Genomic DNA, 26045 nt, shown 5'->3' on the forward strand with positions numbered 1-26045 from the left:
TGCAACACAACCGCAACTGAAAAGCGCATATATCATGACTGACCTACCCGACCAATTCAGCGAAAACGACATTGCCGTTATCGGCATGGCCGCGCATTTGCCGGGGGCGGGGTCTGTCGTTGAATTCTGGGAAAACCTGCGCGCGGGCCGCAGCGCCATTCGCAGGCTAAGTGAAGCCGAACTTCTGGAAGGGGGGGAGGCCGCTGCGACCTTGCGCAAGCCCAACTATGTGCCCCATGCCGCCACGCTGGACGGTTTTGCCGAATTCGACCCCGATTTCTTCGGCTTCTCGCCCAAGGAAGCTGCCATTCTGGACCCCCAGCACCGCCAGTTTCTGGAAGTGGCATGGGAAGCGTTCGAGGATGCAGGCCACCCGCCCGCGGCATTTGGCGGGCCTGTGGGGGTGTTTTCCGGCTGTGGGATGGGCAGTTATTTCTATTTCAACCTGTGTTCAAACCCGCATCTGGTTGATGATGTTGGCATGTTCCTGTTGCGCCATACCGGCAATGACAAGGATTTTCTGGCCACCCGCGTCAGCCATATTTTCGATTTGCGCGGCCCGTCGGTCAATGTGCAGACGGCGTGTTCCACATCGCTGGTTGCGGTGCATTATGCGGTGCAATCGCTGCTGACAGGGGAATGCGACATGGCGCTTGCGGGCGGCGTGACAATCGAATTGCCCCATGGGCGCGGCTACTTGTTCAAGGAAAACGAAATTCTGTCGCCCGACGGGGAATGCCACGCATTCGATCACCGCGCGCAAGGCACGGTCTTCGGGTCGGGCGCGGGCGCTGTGGTGCTGCGCCGCCTGTCCGATGCACTGCGCGATGGCGACCGCATCATTGCCGTGATCAAGGGCAGCGCGGTCAACAATGACGGCGCCGCCAAGGCGGGCTATCTGGCCCCCTCGGTCGAAGGGCAGGCCGCCGCCGTAGCAGAGGCGCATCTTGTCGCAGGCGTGTCCGCCGACAGCGTGTCCTATATCGAATGCCACGGAACAGGCACATATCTGGGCGATCCCATTGAAATTGCCGCACTGACGCAGGCATTTTCTGCAACCACCGACAAGACCGGCTTTTGCCGCATCGGGTCGGTGAAAACCAATATCGGCCATCTGGACACCGCCGCCGGTGTGGCCAGCCTGATCAAGGTGGCGTCCGCGCTGGAACACCGCGAATTGCCCCCCAGCCTTGGATATGAAGCGCCCAACCCCGCGATTGATTTTGCCAGCACCCCCTTTGTCGTCAATGACCGCCTGACACCGTGGCAGGGTGACGCGCCGCTGCGCGCGGGCGTCAATTCACTGGGCGTGGGCGGCACGAACGCCCATGTCATTTTGCAAGAAGCGCCCGCGCGCGCACCGTCAGATGCAAGCGACTGGCCCTTCCAGCTTCTGACCCTGTCGGCGCGCAACAAGCCCGCGCTGGATGATGCCGCGCGCAACCTTGCAACCCATCTGCGCGCCCATCCCGACCAGCCGCTGGCCGACGTGGCCTTTACCCTGCGCGAAGGGCGCACGGCATTTGCCCAGCGCCGCGTTGTCGTGGCTGAAACCCATGAAGATGCCGCCACACTGCTGAACGCTGAAAATCCCGGACGCGTGTTTTCGCATACGGCGCTGGATAGCCCCGACATGGTGTTCATGTTCCCCGGCGGGGGCGCGCAATATGCGGGCATGGCGCGCGAATTATATGAAACCGAACCGGTCTTTGCGGAATGGATGGATCGGGGGCTGGCCCATCTGCAACCGAAACTGGGCTATGACCTGCGCGCGTTGTGGCTGCCTGACCCGCAGGACATGGACCGCGCGACCGAGGTATTGAAACGCCCGTCCGTGCAATTGCCGCTGATCATGATCACCGAATATGCGCTGGCGCAGATGTTCATCGACTGGGGCGTTGTGCCTTCGGTTCTGGTGGGTCATTCCATGGGCGAAAACACCGCCGCCGCGCTGGCGGGTGTCATCGGGTTTGAAGATTGCATCGATCTGGTGCATCTGCGCGGGCAGTTATTCGACACGGTGCCCGCAGGCGGCATGCTGTCCGTGCCGCTGTCACTGGATGCGTTGCGCCCCTATCTGGGGCCGGATCACGACATTGCATCGCTGAACGCGCCGGAACTGACCGTCATATCCGGCCCGCAAGCAGCACTTGACCAGCTGGAAGCGGCGCTGCGTGCAGATGACATTACCGCCCAGCGCGTGCCCATCGACATTGCCGCCCATAGCCGCATGCTGGACCCCATTCTGGGGCAATTCCGCGCGTTTTTGCAGGGCGTGCCCCTGAACGCGCCGCAGCTTCCCGTCATTTCCAACCGCACCGGCCAGCCGCTGACGCCGCAGCAGGCCTGCGACCCCGAATATTGGGTGCAGCACCTGCGCAACACAGTCCTGTTTGGCGATTGCATCACCACATTGGCCGCCCGTCCCAACCGCATATATCTGGAAATGGGGCCAGGCAAGGCACTGTCGTCGCTGACGCGCATGAACGGGGCCGTGCCGGGGCAACAGGTGCTGTCCGTGCTGCGCCACCCTGACGAAGACATTGCCGATGATCTGTATCATATGGGCACGCTTGGCCGTATCTGGGCGCTGGGCGGGCAGTTTGACTGGGCGCAGATCTGGGGCGAAGCGCGGCGCCAGCGCGTGCGCCTGCCCACATACCCGTTCCAGCGCGCGCGCTATTTCATTGAACCGGGCAGCACCAGCGCCACCGAAACCCCTGCACTGGACCGCATTGATGATGTCACCCAATGGGGTTTTGCCACCGGCTGGAAACCGGCATATGCCGATTGCGATATTGATGTGACGCGCGATTTGTCCACCCTATCCGACACATGGCTGATTTTCGCAGATGATGCAGGTATTGCAGCACCCGTTATCGCGCAACTGCGTGGCAGCGGCGCGCGCGTGATCGACGTGCATGCGGGCGACACATTCGCGCGCAAATCCGCAGACAGTTATACACTGGCCCCCGAACAGGGCGCTGACGGATATATGCAGCTTCTGCAAGATCTGATCGCGGATGGCGTGACCCCCACCCGCATCGGGCATTTCTGGCTTGCGGACCCGCGCGAAACCTTCAGGCCCGGGTCCAGTGCCGTGCACCGCAATATGGAACAGGGGTTTTATTCCCTGCTGTATCTGGCGCAGGCCATCCAGTCCGAAAACCTGCCCCTGCCCGTTCATCTGTGCATCATCACCACCGGCGCACAAGCGCTGAACGGGCAACCGCTGGCCCACCCTGAAAAGGCCATGATCGCAGGCCCCGCGCGCGTGGCCCCGCGCGAAATGGCTGGCCTGACCTGCGCCACGCTGGATATTGACGTGGCCAGCGCCCCCGCACTGACGCAAACCCTGCTGGAGGAGTTATGCGCCACACCCGCCAACACCACCGCCTTGCTGCGCGGCCAGCGGCGCTATGCGCAGACAATTCGCCCCGCGCCCTTGCCGGATGAACTGCCGGACCTGCCAGACGGCGCGCATTGGGTTATTACCGGCGGTTTCGGCGGCATCGGCCTGACCCTGGCCGAGGCGCTGATTACAAAAAACGCCGCGCGTATTACCCTGATCAGCCGCTCCCCCCTGCCCGCCCGTGGTGATTGGGACGGGTGGCTGGCCGCGCATTCGCCCGCAGACCAGACCAGCCGCCGCATTCAGGCCATAGGGCGGCTGGAATCCCTTGGCGGGCAGGTCCATGTCGCCTGCGCCGATGTGTGCAATATTGATGATATGCGCCGCGCGCTGGACGGCGCGCGCGACACCTTCGGCGCGCCATACGGGCTGATCCATGCGGCGGGCCATATCGCGGATGCGCCCCTTCTGGGCAAATCCCCCGCCGATGTGGAAGATGTGCTGGCCCCCAAACTGCACGGGCTTCAGGTGCTGGATGACTTGCTGCCCGATGGCACGCTGGATGTGCTGGTGCTGTTTTCATCCACATCCACGCTGACCACCCCTGTGGGTCAGGTGGATTATGTGGCCGCGAATGAATACCTGAACGCGTTTGCGCGGGCGCGCACCGGTGGAAAAACCCGCGTGCTGTCGCTGAACTGGGGCGTGTGGGCAGATGCTGGCATGGCCGCTGACGCAATGGCCGCACGTCTGGGCCAGACCCCCGCTGTCCCCGCGGTTCCCTGCGCACAGCCCCTTTATAACGAGATGGATTTTGATGCCGCTGGCAACCGCCGCCTGACCCTGCATCTGGATACAAGCCATTGGGTCGTCGACCAGCACCGCACCAGTGACGGAACCGCCATTCTGCCCGGCACCGCCTATCTGGACCTGTGCGCGCAGGCGCTGCGCGCGCAGGGCGAAACCGGCCCGTTTGAATTGCGCGGTATCTGGCTATTGCGTGCCCTAAGCGTGGCGGATGAAGGCCCCCGCAAGCTGCGCGCGACATTGACGCGCAACAGCACAGGCTATGATTTCACCCTGCGCAGCGATGTCCGCCATGGCGGGGCCACAGGGTATGTGCTGAACGCGCGCGCAAATGTGGTGCTGGGCACGCCGGATACACCCGCCCCGATAAACCCAGCCGCCATTGCCGCACGCTGCCCCGATGTGATCGAAGGTGCCGGCCTGCGCACCCCGCAAGAAGCGCATCTGAATTTCGGCCCACGCTGGCGCGTCATTACCCGCACCGCCTATGGCACTGGCGAAGGGCTGGCGCATCTGGAATTGCCTGCCGCGTTTCAGGGTGATCTGGATGCGGGCCATGTGCTGCACCCCGCGCTTATGGATCTGGCTACCGGCTGGGCCATGCGGCTTATACCCGGCTATCAGGGCCGCGCGCTTTGGGTGCCGGTGTCCTATGACAGTGTGACGGTCTTTGCCGACCTGCCTGCGCGGATTGTCAGCCACGCGCGCCTTTGTCCCGACACTGACACAGGGTTTGCCAGCTTCGATCTGACGCTGGCCACACCGGACGGGCGCGTGCTGGTCGAAATCCGGCGCTTCACGATCAAGCAACTGACCGATACAGCCTTTGGCGATGCGCCCCCCCTGCGCCCGTCCGAGGTGGAACGCGAAACCGCCACCAACGCCCCCCTGTCCCCCGCAGAAGAACGCCTGCGCGACATGCTGGGCCTTGGCATTACCCCCATTGAGGGGGCGGGTGCCTTTTTGCGCGCCCTGCAGTCGGACCATGCGGCCCTTGTGGTGTCGTCCATCGACCCGCGCGCGCTGATCGCGCAAGCCGATCACGACGCTATTGCCAAGCCCCAGACCAAATTCGACCGCCCCGACCTTGGCACCCAGATGGTTGCGCCACGCAATGACATTGAACGCCGCCTTACAGAATTCTGGCAGGATTTGCTGGGCGTGGACCAGATCGGGGTTGAAGATAACTTCTTCGATCTTGGCGGGCATTCGCTGATTGCCGTGCGCCTGTTTGCGCAGGTCAAGAAAGCCTATCAGGTGGATTTCCCCATATCTGTCCTGTTTCAGGCCCCCACCATCGCGGCCTGTGCGGCCATGATTGCCGAACAGACAGGGCTGGACCCTGACGCCGCCACCGCCACCCAGCCAGGTGCCGACCTGCCCGCACGCCCGAAATTCACCCATCTGGTGCCCATGCACGGCCACGGCGCTGGCGATCAGACACCGTTTTTCCTTGTGGCGGGGATGTTCGGCAATGTGCTGAACCTGCGCCATCTTGCGCTGCTGATGGGGCGCGACAGGCCGTTTTACGGACTACAGGCACGCGGGTTGCTGGGCGGTGATGCCCCCCATGACCGGATCGAGGATGCCGCGCGCGATTACATTGCCGAAATGCGGCAGGTGCAACCGCATGGCCCCTATATGCTGGGCGGGTTTTCTGGGGGCGGGATTACGGCCTATGAAATTGCCCGCCAACTGGAAGCAGCGGGCGAAAAGGTCGATCTGGTGGTTCTGCTGGACACGCCCCTGCCCCTGCGCCCTGCCCTGACGCGCACCGACAAGGCGCTGATAAAACTGGCCGAACTGCGCCGCAAGGGTCCGGGATATGTGCTGGAATGGTGGCGTGCACGGCAGGCATGGAGGCGCCAGCTTGCCGCTGGACCCGCCGCTGACAGCGATGATGCCTTCCATAACACCGCGATCGAGGGGGCATTTCGCCGCGCGGTGGCCGCCTATCAGGTGCAGCCATGGGATGGCAATCTGGTTCTGTTCCGCCCGCCGCTGGATCACCACTGGAAAGTCTCGGGTGGCAACTGGGTCAGCAGCCAGCGTGAATATGTGTTCCCTGACAATGACTGGACGCGCCACGCCCCGAACCTGCGCGTGATCGAGGTGCCGGGCGATCATGACAGCATGGTTCTGGAACCCAATGTCCGCGTTATGGTGTCACAATTGCGCGCCCTGATGCCCGCAGCCCACATAAAACAAGCGGCAGAGTAGCACCCATGAGCGCAAGCGTCCTGACCATCATCGTCAATTACAAAAGCGCCGAAATGACGCTGCAATCCGCGCAGGCGGCAGATCGCGCCATGCAAGATGTCGACGGCGCGATCACCATTATCGACAATGACAGTCAGGACGGCTCTTTTGATTTCCTGCGCGATCACACCCGCGACATGCCACGCGTTCGGGTGCTTCAGTCCGGCCATAACGGGGGGTTCGGCTTTGGCAATAATGTGGCCATCCGCGCCGCCATGACTGACGGGCCGCAACCTGATTTCATCTATTTGCTGAACCCTGATGCCTTTCCTGACCCTGATGCGATAATGCTGCTGCGCGATCATATGCTGGCGCACCCCCAGACGGGCTTTGCAGGCAGTGCTGTTCGCGGGGATGATGGCACCCCGCATGAAGTGGCCTTTCGCTTTCCGACAATCTGGTCGGAATTCGAAGCGGCGGCCAATACCGGCGCGGTGACCAGACTGCTGCAAAATTACCGCGTTCCCATAGGCTTTCCGCAAAGCACATGCGCCGTGGATTGGTGTTCTGGCGCCAGTGTGATGTTCCGTCGCACTATGCTGGACCAGATTGGCCTGTTTGATGAAACCTTTTTCCTGTATTTTGAAGAGACAGAGTTGTGCCACCGCGCACGCGCCGCAGGCTGGACAGGTATGCATCTGCCACAGGCCAGCGTCATGCATATCGGGTCCGTGTCGACCGGCATGAAGAAGAAATCGCGCGTGCCGCGCTATTGGTTCAACTCGCGCGCGCATTATTTTCGCAAGACGGGTGGCGCAGGGTATCTGGCGCTTGCAACGCTGTTCTATGTGTTGGGTGCATCCATTTGGAAAACCCGCCGGTTTATCGAACAGAAAGAGGATCGAATTCCGCCATATTTTCTCCGTGATCTTGTGGCACACACATTGCGAACACTTATGCCGGGCGTATCGGCGAGTCGTGGGCGGACAGGGGCGCAGAACGCGCCCTGAAAAGGGGTAGTGTATGCTGTTTTCAAGTGTTGTTGTTGGCGATGAAAGCCTGGCTGCGGAATGCAGCGATCAGCTGTTGGCGCGCGGACACTCCATTGCGGCCGTCGTTACTGCCAATGCACAGCTTGCCGACTGGGCTGCCAGCCATGCGATTGCGGTCATTTCCCCCGGTGCCGGGCTGGCCGACCGGCTGGCGGGGCTTCAGTTCGACTGGCTGCTGAATATCGCGGGGCTGCGCGTGCTGCCGCCCGAAGTGCTGGCGCGTCCCTCTCGCGGCGCGGTAAATTTCCATGACGGGCCGTTGCCACGCCATGCGGGGCTGAACGCCCCTGTCTGGGCGTTGATGGCCGGGAATGCACAGCACGGTGTCACATGGCACATGATCACCGAACGCGTTGATCAGGGCGATATTCTGGCCCGCGCCGGGTTTGACATCACCGATGATGACACGGCCCTGACCCTGAACGCAAAATGCTTTGCCGCAGGCTTGGATAGCTTCGCGCAGGTGCTGGACATGCTGGAACGCGGACAGCTCACAGGCCAGCCGCAGGACAAAACCGCGCGCAGCGTGCATCTGCGCAATGACCGCCCCGCCCATGACGGCTTGCTAGATTTCACCCGTACCGCACCGGAACTGGAACGCATGGTGCGCGCGCTTGATCACGGGCCATACTGGAACCCGCTAAGTGCGGCCAAGCTGCGCCTTGGCGCGCAGCTGGCCTGTATCGGCACCGCGCGGCTGGTATCCGGCCAGGGACAAGCCGGTCAGGTGCTGGATGTTGACGCAGACGGCGTGAGCGTGGCTTGCGGGCAGGGCACGGCACTGCATCTGTCAGGTTTGCTGTGCGTGCAAGGTGTGCCCGTCAACCCGATGCAGCATGTGAAATTAAACGCCATTCTGGCCGCGCCCCCCGAAGGTGTCACACAGGCCATGACGCGCATTGTCGGGGGCGATCAGCATTGGCGCAATGCCTTGCGCGCCATGGTCCCCGCCACCCGGCTTGCGCCCCAATCCGACACCCGCGAAACGCTGGCGCTTGACCTGCCGGACATGCCAGAGGCGCACACCATTACTGCATTCGGCACCGCACTGGCGCGCCATTTCGGCCAGTCCCGTATCGATCTGGCATGGCGCAATACCGCCATTGCCGAGGCCGCAGCGGCCGCGCCCGACCATATTTCGGGATGGGTGCCCGTGCAGGTTGATGTGCACTGCACAAACCCCGCAGCAGAAGTCGGAAACCGCCTGAAACTGGCCAGATCCGCACCCGGTTTTGCGCGCGACATCAGCGCACGCGATCCGGCCCTTGGGCTGATCGACACGCCGCATGTCGCTGTGGTCCATGGCGCGGATGCGGGCAGCGCCGCGATTGTCCTTGATCTGGGCGCAAATCAGGGCACCGGCGAATTGCGCTATGATCCGGCCCTGCTTGGCGCAGCGGATGCGGCGCGTATCAAGACCATGATGACAACGCCGCAGCCTGCGGCAGATGACATGACGCGCCTGAACGACACCGCCCGCCCCTATGACCGCATATGCATCCATCATGCGTTTGAAGCGCAGGTTCAAAAAACGCCGGACGCGATTGCGCTAAGTTTTGAAAACCAGTCCCTGACCTATGCAGACCTGAACGCACGCGCCAACCGCGTGGCGCATGTGCTGGCAGATATGGGCGTTGGCCCTGATACGCCGGTGGCGCTGTGCACCGCGCGCGGGCCGAACCTGCTGATTGGCGCGCTTGGCATCCTGAAGGCGGGCGGCGCCTATGTGCCGCTTGACCCCGCCTACCCCGCCGACCGACTGGCGCATTACTTAAACGACTCCACCGCGCCTGTTGTGGTCACGGAACACGCACAACTGGACATCCTGCCCGACCATGACGCGGCGCTTTTGCAACTGGACACGGACACGCGGCTGGGTGTGGCACCTGACACCAACCCCGACAGCGCCGCCACGCCCGACAATCTGGCCTATCTGATCTATACATCCGGTTCCACCGGCGCGCCCAAAGGCGTGATGGTCGAGCATGGAAACGTCGCCAATTTCTTTGCGGGCATGGACGACTGTGTCCGGCATGACCCCCCCGGCGTCTGGCTGGCTGTCACATCGCTAAGTTTTGACATTTCGGTTCTGGAACTTTTCTGGACACTGGCGCGGGGCTTCAAACTTGTCCTGATGGGCGATGAGGACCGCACCGCAGTGTCGCGCGGGCCAGTGCGCGTGTCCGACAAGGCCATGGAATTCAGCCTGATGTATTGGGGCAATGATGACGGGCAGGGACCGCAGAAATACCGCCTGCTGCTGGAAGGCGCGAAATTCGCCGACACGCACGGGTTTTGCGCCGTCTGGACACCTGAACGCCATTTCCATGCCTTTGGCGGGCCGTTCCCCAACCCGTCGGTTTCCGGCGCTGCGGTGGCGGCGGTCACGCAAAATCTGGCGGTGCGTGCGGGGTCTTGCGTGGCGCCGCTGCACCATCCTGTGCGCATAGCCGAAGAATGGGCCATGATCGACAACCTGACCAACGGGCGCACGGGCCTGGGCATTGCGTCAGGCTGGCATCCGGTGGATTTTGTCATTCGCCCCGAAAACCGGCCCCCGAACAATAAAAAAGCCATGTTCGAGATGATCGACACGCTGCGCAAACTGTGGCGCGGCGACACGGTCGAATTTGACAAAGGTGACGGGCCGGTGCCTGTGCAAACCCTGCCGCGTCCGGTGTCGCGGGAATTGCCGATCTGGCTGACAACGGCGGGCAACCCCGAAACATGGCGCGAAGCCGGGCACCTTGGGGCAAATGTGCTGACCCATCTGCTGGGTCAATCCATTGCCGAGGTGGCCGAGAAAATCACCATCTATCACACCGCCCTGCGCGAGGCGGGCCATGACCCTGCCGGTTTTACCGTAACCCTGATGCTGCACAGCTTCGTTGCGCGCGACCGCGACCATGCGCGCGAAGTGGCACGCGGCCCGATGAAATCCTATCTGCTGGCGGCAGCGGGGCTGGTGAAGCAATATGCATGGGCCTTTCCGGCGTTCAAACGCCCGCAGGGCGCCAAAAACCCCATGGATATTGACCTGTCATCCCTGTCGCAAGACGAAGTGGACGGCATTCTTGATTTCGCCTTTAACCGCTATTTTGAGGAGTCCGGCCTGTTCGGCACGGTCGATGATTGTCTGGACCGTGTGGAGCAACTCAAGGCGATTGGCGTAACCGAAATTGCCTGCCTGATTGATTACGGCATCAACACCGATCAGGTTCTGGAAGGGCTGTTTCCGCTGGCCGAAGTGGTCAAGCGCGCCAATGCAGGGCTGGATCTGCCGGATGATGATTTCTCGATCGCGGCGCAAATTCACCGCCACAAGGTCACGCATCTGCAATGCACACCGTCCATGGCACGCATGCTGGTCATGAATGACGACAGCCGCGCCGCGCTTGTCAAAGTCGGTAATGTCATGATCGGCGGCGAGGCGTTGCCGGGTGTTCTGGCGCGCGACATTGCGCAACTGACCGGCCAGCCGGTGTTGAACATGTATGGCCCGACTGAAACCACCATCTGGTCCACAACCCACCCCACCAAGGGCGGCACCGGCATTGTGGAAATCGGCACGCCTATTGCCAACACGCAGGTTTATATCCTTGATGATGATTTCCAGCCCGCCAACGAGGGCGAATTGTTCATTGGCGGCGACGGGGTTACGCGCGGTTACTGGAACCGGGCGGAGCTGACAAAAGACCGCTTCATTGCAAACCCGTTTGGCACGGGTCGGCTGTATCGCACCGGTGATCTGGTGCGTCGGGGGGCTGACGGTATCCGGTTTCTGGGCCGTGTCGACCATCAGGTAAAAATTCGCGGTCACCGCATTGAACTGGGCGAGATTGACGCGGCCCTTGATGCGCAGCCCGGCATTACCGCCGCTGTTGCCATCGCCCGCGAGGACCGCGACGGCGACATCCGGTTGGTGGCCTATTACACCGGCAGCCCTGCGGGCGATCTGCGCGCCGCACTGGCGCAGCGCCTGCCCGCGCATATGGTGCCCGCGCATTTTGTGCCGCTGGCCGAAATGCCCTTGACCCCCAACAAGAAGATCGACCGCAAGGCCCTGCCTGCACCCGCCGCCGCGCAACAACCCGCACAAAACGCGGCCATTGCGGCACCTGCGGGGGCAGATAACGACACGGCGGGCCAGATTGCCGCCATCTGGTGCGATGTGCTGGGTGTGGTGCAGGTTGGTCCGGCGGATAATTTCTTTCACCTGGGGGGGCATTCGTTGCTGGCCGTTCAGGCACACCGCGAAATGCGCGCCCGCCTGAACATACCCGGCCTGTCTATCACCGATTTGTTCCGCTTTCCGGTGCTGGGCGAACTTGCGCGCCATCTGGACAGCAAACTGCGCCCGCTTGCCGCTGTCCGTATTCCCGCCCCTGTTCAGCAAACCGGCAGCCCGACGCCGCCCCATGCTGCACCACCCGCGCCGCAAGCAGCGCCAGCAGACAGAATGCAGGCCATGGCCCGACGGCGCGCCATGCGCGCAGAAAGGACCGGCAGAGGATGATCCAACAACGCTTTTGCCTTGCAGAATATGCCCGCCCCCTGTTCAGCGACAGGGTTGCCATGGGCTGGGCCGACCCGAAGGCCCCCATGCCGCGCCTGATGGGCGACGAAGTGCTGGCCATTGAACAGGTCGCCGCCCGACGCGCGCGCGAATTCGCCGCCGGACGCGCCGCTGCACGCAGCGCCATGGAACAGCTTGGCCATATGCCGCGCCCCGTGCTGCACGGCGATGATCGCGCGCCCATCTGGCCCGCCGGTATGACAGGGTCCATCACGCATACCGACCATGACGCGCTGGCCGTGGTGACAGACGACCCCGCCATTCTGGCCCTGGGCCTTGATATGGAACCCACCGCCCCGCTGGAGCCGAACCTGTGGCCGGTCATCTGCACGCAAAACGATCTGCTGTGGCTGGCAGGGCTTGGCCCGACCCAGCGCGGAAATTTTGTGAAGCTTTTGTTCTCGGCCAAGGAGGCAGTTTACAAGGCGCAGTATCAGATCAGCCGGTGCATGCTGGATTTTCACGCCCTTGACCTGACACCCGATCTGGCATCTGGCCGCTTTGTCGCGACGTTACGTCAGGACGTGCCGCATCTGGCCGCAGGCACCCGATTCGATGGCCGCTTTTCGATTCTTGCCAGTTCCATCATCACGGCCGTCGAAATACACCGTGGCTAAGGCATTGGCGGTCGCATTTGTAGCACGTTTGGCAAGCTGGCCCGTCTATGGATAGTAGTTGCAAAAGGTGTCGCCCCTACATCTGATCAACACCTTGGTAACAAGCGCGACATCATGACCAATTCTTCAAAAACATTGGTAAAATCACGCGATTATCTGATATAATTCGCGCACAACCAAACCAGAGGCAGCTTGCTGTTAGTTTGTTAACCAACCGGTCATTAGAATCGGCAACAGCAAATCAGAGTCAGAAAGAATCGAGGGCAGAATGAAGAAAACACTGATTGCCGCCACCCTTTCGGCATTCATTATCCCCGCAATCCCGACACCAGCCACCGCCAGCGCAATAGAATCCGCGTGCCTGCGGTCGGACCGCGCACAGGCGACGCGCGCAATGTGCCGGTGCATCGGGTCTGTTGCGAATGAAACGCTGACACGCGCCGAACAACGCCGTGCGGCTGCGTTTTTCCGTGATCCGCAGCTGGCACAGGATGTGCGCATGTCCAAAAGCGACCGCGACAACGCGTTCTGGGCGCGGTATCGCGCATTCGGGGACCGCGCCGAACAATTCTGCACAGGCCGCTGAATCGTATAGGGGACACGCGTTTTCAGAAATGTCCCGTCAGCTTTTTGACCCCGAACCATGTTCGGGGTCTTATTATTTTCTAGAGCATATCACGTTCATTCGCATTCACGAGACATGCTCTGACTTATTGATTGCGCATGTTCGAGAAGCTCAAAACCGGTTCCCACTTTTGAGCAACATGCTCTAGTCATGGCTATGGGTATGGCCGTGATCATGGTTGTGATCATCCCCGCCGCCGTGATCGGTGGTGCGTTCCAGATCGACCGGGATAATCACTTCAAGATCGTCACCATTCTCAAGAACAAGCGTCACGGACACTTCATCACCGTGGCTTAGGGTCTGGTTAAGGCCCAGAAACATGACATGGTCACCGCCGCGCGCAAGCGCGTGCATGCCTTCGGCAGGCACGGTGAACCCTTCTTCAACCTCGACCATGCGCATGACGCCATCGGCATCTTCAAGATGGGTGTGCAATTCCACGCGCTGCGCCACATCGGACCGCGCGCCTATGATGCGGCAATCTGTTGCTGAATGGTTCACAACATGCATAAACGCGGCACCCGATTGCGACATCGCGGTCGATGTGCGCGCATAGGCGTCATGAACTTCCAACTCGCACGCGAAAGCGGGCAGGGCAAATGTAACTGCCGCAGCAGTCGTCATCGTTAACTTTTTCATTCTGTGGTTCCTTGTCTGACAGATAAATCCCGTGCAATCAGACAAATTCCGGCGGCGCGCGCGATCTGGCCCAGAACCCCGCCGCACCCGCATGCCAGACCGGCGCGCCCGCGTCCCATGTCATGCGGTAGGCGCGCGAAACAGCGGCAGGCAACAGCACCGAAGCAGGCAGACCAGCGGCAACAGTCATCACACAATCGGGGCAGGGCAGCGTATGTTCAACGGGATTGCCGTCTGCATCAATCGTGATGGAGACCAGACCATAGCCCGTCCAGATAACAAGCGTCTGCGCACCCGCAGCAAGATGGCGCGCCTGAACAAAACCGATACTGGCCAGCGCCAATGACAGCGCCAGCGCAACAACGGACAGGCTACGCATTAGTTTGAACATGGTGGCAATCTATGCCTTTGGCCGGATCATGAAAAGCAGCATCTTAGGGTATCATACGCTTTATCGCCGCGACATGTTCGCCCGATGCGGCCGCCGCGTTCTGGGTCAGGGCGGTTGCGTCCTGCATCAGGGCCTCTGGTTCGGCCAGCCGGTCCACCAGCCCCCATGACAGCGCCTCAGACGCATCAATGCGCGCGCCTGCCATAAGGATCATCTTGGCGCGCGCCGGTCCCACCAATGCGGCCAATCGCGCGGGGTCGGACGGTTGCGGCAGAAACCCCAGTTTCATGACCGGATAGAAGAACTTCGCCTGCGGCACCGCCACACGCAGATCACATGCCAGCGCCATGCCAAACGCGCCGCCCGCCAGCGTGCCGTTCAACGCCGCAATCGTCAGGCAGGGGGCCGCAGCAACCCGCCCCGACAGCGCTTCCCACAGGCCCGATGTGGCCAATCCCGCGCGCGCTTCATCCAGATCGGCGCCCGCGCTGAACACCTTGCCGCGCCCTGTCAGAACCAGCGCACGCGCCCCTGCATGACAGGCCGCGTCAACTGCGTCGCACAAATCTTGAAGCATCAACGCGGTCAGTGAATTGGCCTTGTCCGGCCTGTCCAGTGTCAGGGTCCAGACACCGCCCGCATCGTGCACATGAATCATTGCACGCCCACACGCGCGCGAATATCGGGCTGGCGCAAGGACACTTCGCGCCCGATCCAGTCATCGGAATCCGGTGTGCACATCCAGACCAGCGCCTGCGCGGCCCATTCGGGCGGGATATGCGCCGACCAGTCCAACTGGCTGACCGCATTCACGCCGCTGGCCTTGATGTCGCGCTGCATATCGGTGGCGACTGTGCCGGGCGACAGGCTTAGGATGCGCAGGCCATGCGCGCGCGCTTCGGTATCGGCCACGCGGGTCAGCATCAACGCACCGGCCTTGGAGCTGCAATAGGCGCCCCACCCTTCCAGCGGGTTATGCGCAGCCCCCGACCCCACGGTTATGATACTGCCGCCGCCCTGCGCCTGCATGACCGGCAGTGCCGCGCGCATGCCGTGAAACACGCCCTTCAGGTTTATGTCGATCAAACGCCCGAATTCATCAGGGGAAACATCGGATAGCAGGCCAATGGGGTCAATCAGGCCCGCGTTATTGACCAGCACATCCAGCCGCCCGAAGCGCTGGCACATGGCGTCAATCGCGGCTTGCACAGCGGCAAAATCGGCCACGTCACAAGGCACAGCCACCGCGCCGGTTTCACGCGCCAGCGCATCCAGCGCATCGACACTGCGCGCGGCCATGCCAACTTGCGCGCCTGCGGCCACAAATGCCCGCACTGCTGCGGCCCCTATGCCACGACTGGCCCCGGTGATCAGAACCACCTTGCCCGCCAGTGAAGATGCATCAAACCCCATTCCTGCCCCCGTCATTCAGTAATCCCGTTCAAAAAACAGCCCGACACCCACACGGCCCTGATTGTCGACTCGCCCGCGCGCGGTCAGCGATGGCGACAAGTCAATACTGATTGACACTTCGCTGTCGCCCTGTGGTTCCAGTTCAAGATCTGTATAGATGTTATCCGTCAGATAGCGCCCCAACCGGATAGAGGTGTCACCATCTTCATCGGTGCGCACATCCAGATCATCAAGCCCGATGTTGCGGCGCAGGCGTTCAAGGATACCTTCGCTGCGCCCCGACAATGTGGCCAGCGATGATGCCAGCTGTGCTGCCTGAAACACGCTGAGTGTTTCAAACCCGCGCCCGAACAAAAGCAGCGACAGAACTTCTTCTTCTGGCAGTTCCGGCGTGGACTCAAACCTGATTTCCGGCGAATCCGCGCGCCCTTCCAGCACAATACGCGCGGTCACGCCCGTGCGTTCGGTCGACGCCACAAGCCGCACGAACGGCACCAGATCGCCTTGCAGGCTGGCAAACCCTTCGTTCAGGGTGAACCGGTTACCCAGCAGATCCAGCCGCCCGCGGATCAATGCGAACTGGCCAATGGGAATAGGGTCCGCAGTGGTGCCCGTCAGGCGCAACTGCCCACCAAGTTCGGCATCAAGGCCGCGCCCGCGAATGAAAATCCGGTTGGGCGCGTCAATCGTCAGATCCAGTGTCGACGGACGCCGCACACGACCATGGGTTTCGCCGGCAAAGATACCGGCCCGCTGGCGGGTTTCGCGCACCGCCGCCGTTTCGCCCTGATGCTGTATATTCGGCGGAATGAACCCGCGCGACACCAGACCAACACGCGGAATGCGAATTTCCGTGCCATCCAGCACCAGATTGCCCGCAAGGTTTGGCCCCTGTGTCAGCGCGCCGGTAATCGCGACCTGACCAGACACATCTGTCTGATACAATTGCGGGTCCTGAAGGCGAAAATCGGTCAGTTGCGCGCGCAAATCTGCGTTCAGGGGCGGCATCAAATCAATATTACCGGTCAAGGTGACAGTGCCGCCTGCAACCGCACGGCCCTGCACCTCAATCGCGGCCTGCCCGCCCGAAAGCTGGGCGCGTGCCGCAAGGTCGGTGATGCGGATATTCTGCTGAGGCAGGACAAGCTGCGCGCCCGTTGCCTCGGCCGTGCCGGTGACGGAACCAAGCGCAAGCGGGCCGTTCAGTGCCACATCAAACCGCGCCGGTCCCTGCACGGAACGCGGTTCAATGCGCGGATTGATCAATGCAATATCGCCGGTGCCACTGGCGCGCAGATCGCCGCGCAAATCACGCGAAATACTGCCTGCTGCCTGCACGGACAGCCCCGCCGGACCACTTGCCGCCAGATCAAGCGCGAACGCGTCGCCCGTGTCGCGCACATCACCCGACACGGTAACAGCGCCTGTAATACCGGGCACAATCAAGGCCAGATCACGCAGTTGCGCGTCAACATTCATCGCGGGGCGGCCTTGCGTGCTTTGGCCGGATATATTTGCGGTCAGGTTCGGTCCCGACAGGCGCGCATCTTCGATCATCAGTGTATCGGCGCGCTGAACAACGCGCGCGGTCAGTTGATTGGTGCCCGCCAGCACACGGTTTGCCATATCATTGCCAAGGCGCAGATCGCGCGCTGTCACGTCCAGATCAAGTGCGCGAGTGTCGCCTTCTTCGCGCAAGGCCACATCGCCGCGGACACTGCCGCCAAACCCCGGACGAACCGACCCAAGCGACCCAAGTGCAAATTCCGCATCCAGCCGCGATGCACCCGCCGCATAGCGCCCGTTGGCCGACAGGTTCAGCACGGCATTTTCTACGCTCAATGCTGCCAGATCAAACGCGGCACCATCGCGCTGTCCTTCAATCTGAAGGCGTGTTTCCCCGCGCAATGCACGGTTTGCATCCGGCTGGCCCACTGTCAGATCACGCGCGCGGGCCTCAATGGTCACCGATTCACGTTCCGGCGGGCCATCAATGGCAACGCGCGCATCAATCGCGCCACCAAACTCGCCACCAAGCACAGAAAGATCAGAAAAATCCAGATCACCGCGCAAACGGATATCCTGCGGCGTGACCTGCCCGCGCAGATCGGCGCGCAGTGTCTGGGCCTGCGCTGTCAGTTCATGTAATGTCACTGTCCCGCCGCGCCCGTCTGCATTCAATGAAATCACGCTTTCACCCGCCAGCAAACGGTCGAGCTGTTCCTGCCCGAATGTCAGGTCAACACCGCTGACGCTGGTTTGCACGCTGAAACTGTCGCGTTCCGGCCCGATGCGCCCTTCGGCGCGCGCGCGCACCGCACCCGACAGGTCCCGCCCCGCCAGACGCGACAGGCGCGAAATGTCCAGAAATTCCGCCTGACCATCGGCGAATACAACGCCATCTTCCAGCCGCGCGCGCCCGTTGATGGTGAAATTCCGCCCCTCCAGCAGGACACCGGGCAACAGCAGGGGCCGCCCTTCGCGCCAGATAAACGCGACAGACCCCGTCATGGAACTGCCCAGCGCTTCGGCCACGCCCTGATCGCGCGCCGACACGCCCAGCGCGGAAAAATCGATAAGCGCATCGACCACGTCGATATCTTCGCCAAACCCTTGTGATGTGATGCGTCCCAACCCGTTGACAAACAGGCTTTCGACCGAAATATCACCATTGTCGAACCCGATCAGGTCCAGCACAAGTTCCCAGTCATCGCTGGCGGACGCATCGAACCCCAGCCGCAAATCTGCCTGTTCAATGCTGGTATCCGACCCCGCAAGCGGCAGCCGCACACGCCCGCCATTGCGGTCCCGAATTTCGCCGCGCAGGTCAATCAGTTCGGGCAAATTATCCGTGCCCATGCGCACACGACCATCGAGCTTCAGTTTTTCGGTCTGAATGCTCAGATTATCCAGCGACAGGCGACCATCATCAAACCTGCGTGCCTGCGTGCGCAAACGGCTGTCATCACCGAAAAACGGGTGGAACTCCGGTTGCAGCAGCGGGCGCAGATCCCCGCCAAGGTCCAGCCGCACTGCCTGGGCAACGCCGGGCAGGGTGGTCTGCAAGCCAAATTCGCCCGCGACGCGGCGCTGTCCATCAGTATCCAGCGTGATTTCGGCCTCAAAACTATCAATCGGCCCTTCGCCCTGCACGCGCAGCGCGGCAGATGGCAGGTCCGGCACATCCAGCAGGGTTACCGCCAACCCGCCCTCTGCTTCCTGAACATTCAGGTCCAGCGACAGCACGCGCGTGTCATTGGAAAAGCTGGCATCCAGCAGAAACTGGCCTTCGACATCATCCAGCCGGTCAATCTGTAACCTTGCATCACCTTCACCACCGGCCAGGGCTGCGCGGCCACTGACGCCTGCGCGCAATTCCTGACCAAGCAGGGGGGCACCCAGAACCACCTCGTCAAACGTCAACTGCCCCAGATTGATGGACACAGGCAGTTCAGGCAGTTCAAAACGCCGCATCGGCACCAGTTCGTCCGAGTCCTCGCCCACCGGCGCACGCAAAACTTCGACACGTTCGGCCGAAATCTCGGCTATTTCGATGCGGCGCTGGAACAGGGCAGACCGGTTCCATTGCAGTGCCGCACCTGTGACCCGCAGCCAGATACCCTCATCATCCTCGATCGTCATCTGATCGAATGTCGCGCGCGATGACAATGCGCCCTGAAACCCTGTAATCCGGACCGCACGGCCACGGTCAGACAAACTGTCCTGCAACAGGCGCGTCAGAAAACCCACATCGCTTTCGCCGGGATCAGGGGCAATGTCTTCCAGTCCCTGCGCCGTCAAATTCGCAGGAAAAGCCATCATCAGGCAGATAAGCGCCAACGATATGATGTGCAAAACCCGCGTCAAAACGCCTGCCCTATGCCCAGATACAATTGCGGGCCGCGCCCCGTGTCCCCGCGCACAGGCATACCAACATCCAGCCGAAGCGGGCCAACGGGGGTTTCATATCGCAGCCCCACGCCAGCGCCCGCATGCCAGCCCGACGGGCCGGTAAATGCCCCTTCGGACACATAGCCTGCATCGGCAAATGCTGTCAGGCCAATGGTTTCGGTCGCGCGCATCCGCCCTTCCAGTGACAGCGCCGCAAAACCACGCCCACCGGAACGCACACCATCCGGCGACACACCCAGCGACCGGAAAGGCTGGCCCCGAACGGACCCGCCACCACCGGAATAAAACAGGAAATCACGCGGCGTGCGGTCAATATTGGCCCCAATAATGGCCCCTGCCTGCGCGCGCCCAGCCAGAACAAACCGATCATCCTCGCCAAAACCGTAATAGCTGCGGGCATCCAGATACGCACGCGCCCCGCTATCTGCCGCTGAAATACCAAGAAACGGCGTCAGTTCTGCCTGAAGATAGGTGCCGCTTGTGGGCGCGCGATCGTCATCGCGCCGGTCCCATTCCACACTCAGCGGCAAAAGCAGCAATCGGTAATTCCGCCGGATGTCCAGATCATTGCCAAAACGCGCGCGTTCAACCAGCGCACCAATACCTGCCCCGAATGTCAGCTGGTCATTGAACCGGTGCGACAGGCCGATGTCCAGCCGCGCACGACGGGCGATGAAATCATCCTCGCGCTCGTTCTCGACCAATGCACCAAGGTTCAGGGTGGTGTCTGGCGTGAATGTGGCGGGGCGCGAAAATTCCAGCGCAAGCCGGTAATCACGCCCGCCACGCCGCGCGGCAAGTCCGCCAACCATCGCTTCGATGCGGAACCGTTCCGCACCGCCCAACAGGTTGCGGTGCAACCAGAACCCCGTAAGCTTGGCACCGCTTTCGGTGTCCAACTCGATACTTGCGCCAATGCGGCGCAAGGGGGCCTCGACAACAGCGGCGTTTATGTCCAGTGACCCGTCGGGATTGCCGTCCTCGGCTTCGCGCAGGGCCACCGACGCAAAGGTGCCGGTGCGGCGCAACCGTTCGGCTGCGCGCTGCACATCATCGGGCGAAAACACCTCGCCGGTGGGCAGGCCCGCGATTTTGACAATCCGGTTCGGGCGCGTGCGTTCCTGCCCGCTGGGGCGCAACTTGCCGAATGTGAAACGGGGTCCGGGGTCTACCGATACATCGACATCAAGTTCCTGTGCAGTGTGGCGCGCGGTAATCTGCTGGCTGACAGGTTCGGCTTTCGCATGGCCCAGATCACGCCAGCCATCTATCGCCACCTCGGCGGTATCGCGGATGATTGTGCTGCGCGCGGAGCGTCCGGGGGCAAACCCGTCGGGCAGGTCGGTTTCAGGCGCAAGCGGTCCGATCTGCGCACGCCCGAACACAAAAGGCGGCCCCACAGACAATTGCACATCGATTACATCGATCGTGTCAGGCGGGTTCAGGGGCGAGATGTCAGCCGCCTCGCGCCCGTTGATACGAATGCTGATTACCGGCGCATAATAGCCCGCTTCATAGAACAGGCCGATCAGCTGACCATATTCTGCACGCGCAATCGTGAACACTTCAAACGGGTCGGACAGCCCGTCATCGCGCGCAGCGCGCAGCAAGGACGCTTGCTGCAAGTCGCGCTCCAGTGCGCTGTCCCCACCATTGACTGAAAATCGCAAGTCTTCAAACCCTGCCGCAGGCTGGGCAAGAACCATAGCAAATACAAGTGTTTGCGCCATAACGGCCAGTCGACCGCGTGCGCACCCCTGTAGTTTTTTCAAGTGGTTATCCACCCTTAAATGACGGCGACTACGCATTCCTTGTTTGTTGTTGCAGATCAACACTGACTGGACAACTCGAAACTTCCGGGGCTGGCAACACTCTGCCAGTTATCGGGCCTTAAGCAATACACCCGCGCGCCCTTGTTGGGTGGGGGTTCGGGTGCTATGTCGCACGCAAGAATTCATCTGAATAAAGGAGCTTGGGCGGATGTCTCAAGACTATGTAATCAAGGATATTGCGCTGGCAGATTTCGGGCGCAAGGAAATCGATATTGCCGAGACGGAAATGCCCGGTCTGATGTCCCTGCGCGAAGAATACGGTGCCGCCCAACCCCTGAAGGGGGCGCGGATTGCCGGATCGCTGCATATGACCATCCAGACCGCAGTTCTGATTGAAACGCTGGTCGCCCTTGGTGCTGATGTGCGCTGGGCATCGTGCAACATTTATTCCACGCAGGACCACGCTGCCGCAGCGATTGCCGCCGGCGGCACACCTGTTTTCGCCATCAAGGGCGAAACACTGGAAGAATACTGGACATATACTGACCAGATCTTCCATTTCGCAGATGGCGCGAACATGATTTTGGACGATGGTGGCGATGCCACAATGTATATCCTTTTGGGCGCGCGGGTCGAAGCGGGCGAAACAGACCTGATCGCCACCCCCACCAGCGAAGAAGAAGAATACCTGTTCGCACAGATCAAAAAGCGCCTTGCCGCAAGCCCCGGCTGGTTTGCGCGCCAGCGCGACCTGATCAAGGGCGTGTCCGAGGAAACCACCACCGGCGTTCACCGCCTGTATGAATTGCACAAGAAAGGGCAGCTTCCTTTCCCTGCAATCAACGTCAATGACAGCGTCACCAAGTCGAAATTCGACAACAAATACGGCTGCAAGGAATCGCTGGTTGACGGCATTCGCCGCGCCACCGACACCATGATGGCGGGCAAAGTGGCTGTGGTGTGCGGCTATGGCGATGTTGGCAAAGGGTCTGCCGCCAGCCTTCAGGGCGCGGGCGCGCGGGTCAAAGTCACCGAAGTCGACCCGATCTGCGCATTGCAGGCCGCAATGGACGGGTTCGAGGTTGTTTTGCTGGAGGATGTGGTGAAATCCGCCGACATCTTCATCACCACCACCGGCAACAAGGACGTCATCCGCATCGAGCATATGCGCGAGATGAAGGATATGGCGATTGTCGGAAATATCGGCCATTTCGACAATGAAATTCAGGTAGCGGCGCTGAAAAACCACAAATGGACCAATATCAAGGACCAGGTGGACATGATCGAAATGCCGTCAGGCAACCGCATGATCCTGCTAAGTCAGGGCCGTCTGCTGAACCTTGGCAATGCCACGGGCCACCCCAGTTTTGTGATGTCGGCCAGCTTCACCAATCAGGTGCTGGCGCAGATCGAATTGTGGGCCAAAGGTAGCGAGTATGCCCCCGGCGTGTTCATCCTGCCCAAGGCGCTGGATGAAAAGGTTGCCCGCCTGCATCTGGGGCGTATCGGTGTGAAGCTGACGGAACTCAAGCAGGATCAGGCCGATTACATCGGCGTTCCTGTCGACGGGCCGTTCAAGCCAGAGCATTATCGCTACTGATCAGAGCTTTGCTCATGGAAAAGGGGGTGCGCAGGCACCCCCTTTTGGTTTGTCTGGCCCTGCGCTGCGCTACGGGCAGTTTTGAGTATTTCAGGCAAGATGAAATCCTGCCGGAGTGTCACTGTCAGGGTTTTTCGGGGCTTAGGCCCAGATGCCGTGTCCCGCGCGCTGCGGCCAGCGTGATCTGGTGCTGGCGTTCGCGGAATGCCGCGCGGCGCGCGGTGGTGAATTCATCCACACAATGGTGACATTGCACGCCCTGTTCATATTCGGGCCTGTGCGTGTCTTCGGGCCAAAGCGGGCGGCGACAAGCGTGGCACATGACATGCGGGCCAGGTTTCAGCCCGTGTTCAACGGACACACGCTGGTCAAACACGAAACATGCGCCCTGCCACATACTTTGATCGGCGGGCACATCTTCCAGATATTTCAGAATCCCGCCTTGCAGATGATACACATCGCTTATGCCTTGTTGCAGCAGGAAATTTGTGGACTTTTCGCACCGGATGCCACCTGTGCAGAACATCGCAATACGTTTGTTGTGAAAGCGTTCGCGGTTTTCTTCCCACCATTTCGGGAAGTCGCGGAAGGATTTTGTTTCGGGGTCAATCGCGCCCTCGAATGTGCCAATGGCCACTTCGTAATCATTGCGCGTGTCGATCACGGCCACATCCGGCGCGCTGATCAGCTCGTTCCAGTCCTGCGGCGCGACATAATGGCCGGTGCCTGCGCGGGGGTCGACATCTGGCTGGCCCATGGTGACGATTTCACGTTTCAGCCGCACTTTCATGCGCCCGAAGGGCATGGTTTCTGCCGGGCTTTCCTTCCAGTCCAGATCCGCACAGCCGGGCAGGGCGCGAATATGCGCCAGCATCGCATCTATACCCGCGCGCGTGCCGGCGATGGTGCCATTGATCCCCTCGCGCGCCAGCAAAAGCGACCCTTTGACGCCGTGGGTTTGCGCAAGCGTCAGCAACGGGCCCCGCAACGTTGCGGGGTCATCGAATCGGGTAAAATGATAAAGTGCGGCAACTGTCAGCATGCCTTTGCATTTACTGCCGAGTTTTGCGCGGCGCAAGCCTGCGGGATTGACGCAGCCCGATTGTGTGCGTAGCCATGAGCCGACAGACAGGAGGGCACAAGATGACGCATGCGCTGGTTGTGATCGACATGCAAAACGACTTTTGCCCCGGCGGTGCACTGGCCGTGACCGATGGGGACACGGTTGTTGCGGGAATTAACGCCCGGATGGCGCAGGCAAGCGCTGTCATTCTGACACAGGATTGGCACCCGGCAGGGCATTCATCCTTCGCCAGCCAGCATAAGGGGCGCGCACCGATGGAGTCGGTGATGATGCCTTACGGTCCGCAAGTGCTGTGGCCGGACCATTGCGTGCAGGGCACCGAAGGCGCCCAGTTTCACGCAGGTCTGGACACCGACCGCGCCGATCTGATTGTGCGCAAAGGGTTTCGCCGTGATATCGACAGCTATTCCGCCTTCTTTGAAAACAACCAGACCACGCCAACAGGGCTGGACGGGTATCTGCGCACACGCGGGATCACAGAACTGGACTTTGCGGGTCTGGCCACAGATTTCTGCGTGGCATGGTCCGCACTGGACGCGGCGCGTCTGGGCTACAAGGTGCGCGTTCTGACATCCCTGTGCCGCGGCATAGACGTGAACGGGTCCATGGTGCAGGCGCTTGATAATTTGCGCGCCGCCGGGGTGGAGCTGGTCTAGCCATGGATATTGCCACCCGCGTTTATAACCACCGCTGGAAAATGGACCCGATTGTGCGGTCCCTGATCGATACGGATTTCTATAAGCTGTTGATGTGCCAGTCGGTTTTTACCAACCATCCGCATACGCAAGTCACCTTCAGCCTGATTAACCGTGCCGCGCATATTCCACTGGCACGCCTGATCGACGAGGGGGAATTGCGCGAGCAACTGGACCACATTCGCACCCTTGGCCTGTCGCGCGGGGAATCCACGTTTTTGCGTGGCAATATGTTTTATGGCAAACGCCAGATGTTCCGCCCCGATTTCATGGAATGGTTCGAAGGGTTTCGCCTGCCGCCCTATCATCTGGAACGCGTGGGCGATCAGTATGAACTGACATTCGAGGGCACATGGTCCGAGGTGATGCTGTGGGAAATACCCGCCCTTGCCGTGTTGATGGAATTGCGGTCACGCGCCGTGCTGGGGCAAATGAAGCGGTTTGAACTTCAGGTGCTGTATGCCCGCGCAATGACGCGGCTGTGGGAAAAAATTGCCCGCCTGCAACGCCATGACACCCTGCGCATTGCGGATTTCGGCACGCGCAGACGGCATTCGTTTTTGTGGCAGGACTGGTGCGTGCAGGCCATGATGGAAGGGCTGGGCACACGGTTTGCAGGCACATCGAACTGCCTGATTGCCATGCGCCGCGAGGTGGAGGCCATCGGCACCAACGCGCATGAACTGCCCATGGTCTGCGCCGCCTTGGCAAAGGATGACGACGCGCTTGCCCGCGCGCCCTATCAGGTGCTGGCGGACTGGCAGGCCGAACATTCGGGCAATTTGCGCATTATCCTGCCCGACACATACGGCACGGCGGGTTTTCTGGAACGCGCGCCCGACTGGCTGTCGGACTGGACGGGTATTCGCATCGATTCGGGTGACCCTGTCGCTGGCGCGGAAACCGCTATTCGCTGGTGGCAGGATCGGGGGCAGGACCCGCGCGAAAAACTTATCATATTTTCGGACGGGCTGGATGTGGACCTGATTGAAGAATTGCACACCAGATTCGCCGGACGCGTGAAGGTCAGTTTCGGCTGGGGCACATTATTGACAAATGACTTTCGCGGATTGGCCGAAAACGACGGCCTGGCCCCCTTCAGCCTTGTGTGCAAAGCTGCGGCGGCAAACGGACACCCGACAGTCAAGCTGTCCGACAACCCGAACAAAGCAATGGGGCCAGCGGACGAGATTGCACGCTATAAACGTGTTTTTGGTCTGGGCGCGCAGACAGCACAACCTGTGATTGTTTAATTTCCGGTAACCGTAACAGCGGAATTCAGCATAAGCGACGCCATGTCACACCGATTTT

The 26045-nt window shown here is 61.2% G+C and carries 15 protein-coding genes; 8 read left to right on the forward strand and 7 right to left on the reverse strand.

Annotated features, from left to right (window positions below):
- Positions 1-34 precede the first annotated feature (34 nt).
- The 5 genes from P8S53_RS01545 to P8S53_RS01565 all read left to right on the forward strand — a co-directional run bounded on the left by P8S53_RS01545 (position 35) and on the right by P8S53_RS01565 (position 13189).
- Positions 35-6379, forward strand: coding sequence for a type I polyketide synthase (locus tag P8S53_RS01545; RefSeq protein ID WP_277805414.1), 6345 nt, complete (start codon positions 35-37; stop codon positions 6377-6379).
- Positions 6380-6384: 5 nt separating this feature from the next.
- Positions 6385-7368 (forward strand): glycosyltransferase, encoded by a 984-nt coding sequence (locus tag P8S53_RS01550; RefSeq protein ID WP_277805415.1) that lies wholly within the window; start codon positions 6385-6387, stop codon positions 7366-7368.
- Positions 7369-7381: 13 nt separating this feature from the next.
- A complete protein-coding gene (locus P8S53_RS01555) occupies positions 7382-11926 on the forward strand; it encodes a MupA/Atu3671 family FMN-dependent luciferase-like monooxygenase (protein ID WP_277805416.1) in 4545 nt (1514 codons plus the stop codon).
- Positions 11923-12603 carry a 4'-phosphopantetheinyl transferase gene (locus P8S53_RS01560; RefSeq protein WP_277805417.1) on the forward strand — a complete coding sequence of 227 codons (681 nt, stop codon included), beginning with the start codon at positions 11923-11925 and terminating at the stop codon, positions 12601-12603. Before P8S53_RS01555 ends, P8S53_RS01560 begins: the two co-directional genes overlap by 4 nt.
- A 268-nt stretch (positions 12604-12871) precedes the next feature.
- Positions 12872-13189: a hypothetical protein gene (locus tag P8S53_RS01565; RefSeq protein WP_277805418.1), complete on the forward strand. Its 318-nt coding sequence runs from the start codon at positions 12872-12874 to the stop codon at positions 13187-13189.
- A gap of 183 nt (positions 13190-13372) precedes the next feature.
- Here the strand turns inward: P8S53_RS01565 and P8S53_RS01570 are convergent, their stop codons facing one another.
- From P8S53_RS01570 to P8S53_RS01595, 6 genes are read right to left on the reverse strand one after another with little or no spacing between them, the layout of a single operon-like run.
- The gene (locus tag P8S53_RS01570; protein WP_277805419.1) at positions 13373-13867 is read right to left on the reverse strand and encodes a copper chaperone PCu(A)C; all 495 of its coding nucleotides are present in this window, start codon (positions 13865-13867) and stop codon (positions 13373-13375) included.
- Between the two features lie 37 nt (positions 13868-13904).
- Entirely contained in the window at positions 13905-14258 is a 354-nt protein-coding gene (locus P8S53_RS01575) for a hypothetical protein (RefSeq protein WP_277805420.1), read from the reverse strand.
- Between the two features lie 43 nt (positions 14259-14301).
- Positions 14302-14916, reverse strand: coding sequence for an enoyl-CoA hydratase/isomerase family protein (locus tag P8S53_RS01580; RefSeq protein WP_277805421.1), 615 nt, complete (start codon positions 14914-14916; stop codon positions 14302-14304).
- Positions 14913-15686, reverse strand: a complete 774-nt coding sequence (locus tag P8S53_RS01585) for an SDR family oxidoreductase (RefSeq protein WP_277805422.1) — start codon at positions 15684-15686, stop codon at positions 14913-14915. Before P8S53_RS01585 ends, P8S53_RS01580 begins: the two co-directional genes overlap by 4 nt.
- Complete coding sequence (locus P8S53_RS01590) at positions 15687-19493, reverse strand: translocation/assembly module TamB domain-containing protein (RefSeq protein WP_277805423.1); 3807 nt, start codon at positions 19491-19493, stop codon at positions 15687-15689.
- Positions 19494-19534: 41 nt separating this feature from the next.
- Positions 19535-21355: an autotransporter assembly complex family protein gene (locus P8S53_RS01595; protein WP_277805424.1), complete on the reverse strand. Its 1821-nt coding sequence runs from the start codon at positions 21353-21355 to the stop codon at positions 19535-19537.
- Between the two features lie 208 nt (positions 21356-21563).
- Between P8S53_RS01595 and ahcY the strand changes: the two genes are divergently transcribed.
- Positions 21564-22955: an adenosylhomocysteinase gene (gene ahcY / locus P8S53_RS01600; protein WP_277805425.1), complete on the forward strand. Its 1392-nt coding sequence runs from the start codon at positions 21564-21566 to the stop codon at positions 22953-22955.
- A 124-nt stretch (positions 22956-23079) separates the two neighbouring features.
- On the opposite strand, the gene P8S53_RS01605 is transcribed toward ahcY, so the two are convergent.
- Positions 23080-23997, reverse strand: coding sequence for a rhodanese-related sulfurtransferase (locus P8S53_RS01605; RefSeq protein WP_277805426.1), 918 nt, complete (start codon positions 23995-23997; stop codon positions 23080-23082).
- A 101-nt stretch (positions 23998-24098) separates the two neighbouring features.
- On the opposite strand from P8S53_RS01605, the gene pncA reads away from it, so the two are divergent.
- Positions 24099-24695, forward strand: a complete 597-nt coding sequence (gene pncA / locus P8S53_RS01610) for a bifunctional nicotinamidase/pyrazinamidase (protein ID WP_277805427.1) — start codon at positions 24099-24101, stop codon at positions 24693-24695.
- 2 nt (positions 24696-24697) lie between these two features.
- Positions 24698-25987: a nicotinate phosphoribosyltransferase gene (gene pncB / locus P8S53_RS01615; protein ID WP_277805428.1), complete on the forward strand. Its 1290-nt coding sequence runs from the start codon at positions 24698-24700 to the stop codon at positions 25985-25987.
- Positions 25988-26045: the final 58 nt, after the last annotated feature.

This window comes from Roseinatronobacter sp. S2 (assembly GCF_029581395.1).
GTDB lineage: Bacteria > Pseudomonadota > Alphaproteobacteria > Rhodobacterales > Rhodobacteraceae > Roseinatronobacter.

Excerpts from the sequence above, each read along its gene's own strand:
- P8S53_RS01555 (WP_277805416.1), top strand. The coding sequence starts at position 7,382 with ATGCTGTTTTCAAGTGTTGTTGTTGGCGATGAAAGCCTGGCTGCGGAA.
- P8S53_RS01605 (WP_277805426.1), bottom strand. The coding sequence starts at position 23,997 with ATGCTGACAGTTGCCGCACTTTATCATTTTACCCGATTCGATGACCCC.
- pncA (WP_277805427.1), top strand. The coding sequence starts at position 24,099 with ATGACGCATGCGCTGGTTGTGATCGACATGCAAAACGACTTTTGCCCC.
- P8S53_RS01565 (WP_277805418.1), top strand. The coding sequence starts at position 12,872 with ATGAAGAAAACACTGATTGCCGCCACCCTTTCGGCATTCATTATCCCC.
- P8S53_RS01580 (WP_277805421.1), bottom strand. The coding sequence starts at position 14,916 with ATGATTCATGTGCACGATGCGGGCGGTGTCTGGACCCTGACACTGGAC.
- P8S53_RS01590 (WP_277805423.1), bottom strand. The coding sequence starts at position 19,493 with ATGATGGCTTTTCCTGCGAATTTGACGGCGCAGGGACTGGAAGACATT.
- P8S53_RS01585 (WP_277805422.1), bottom strand. The coding sequence starts at position 15,686 with ATGACGGGGGCAGGAATGGGGTTTGATGCATCTTCACTGGCGGGCAAG.
- P8S53_RS01560 (WP_277805417.1), top strand. The coding sequence starts at position 11,923 with ATGATCCAACAACGCTTTTGCCTTGCAGAATATGCCCGCCCCCTGTTC.
- P8S53_RS01550 (WP_277805415.1), top strand. The coding sequence starts at position 6,385 with ATGAGCGCAAGCGTCCTGACCATCATCGTCAATTACAAAAGCGCCGAA.
- P8S53_RS01570 (WP_277805419.1), bottom strand. The coding sequence starts at position 13,867 with ATGAAAAAGTTAACGATGACGACTGCTGCGGCAGTTACATTTGCCCTG.
- P8S53_RS01575 (WP_277805420.1), bottom strand. The coding sequence starts at position 14,258 with ATGTTCAAACTAATGCGTAGCCTGTCCGTTGTTGCGCTGGCGCTGTCA.
- P8S53_RS01545 (WP_277805414.1), top strand. The coding sequence starts at position 35 with ATGACTGACCTACCCGACCAATTCAGCGAAAACGACATTGCCGTTATC.
- ahcY (WP_277805425.1), top strand. The coding sequence starts at position 21,564 with ATGTCTCAAGACTATGTAATCAAGGATATTGCGCTGGCAGATTTCGGG.
- pncB (WP_277805428.1), top strand. The coding sequence starts at position 24,698 with ATGGATATTGCCACCCGCGTTTATAACCACCGCTGGAAAATGGACCCG.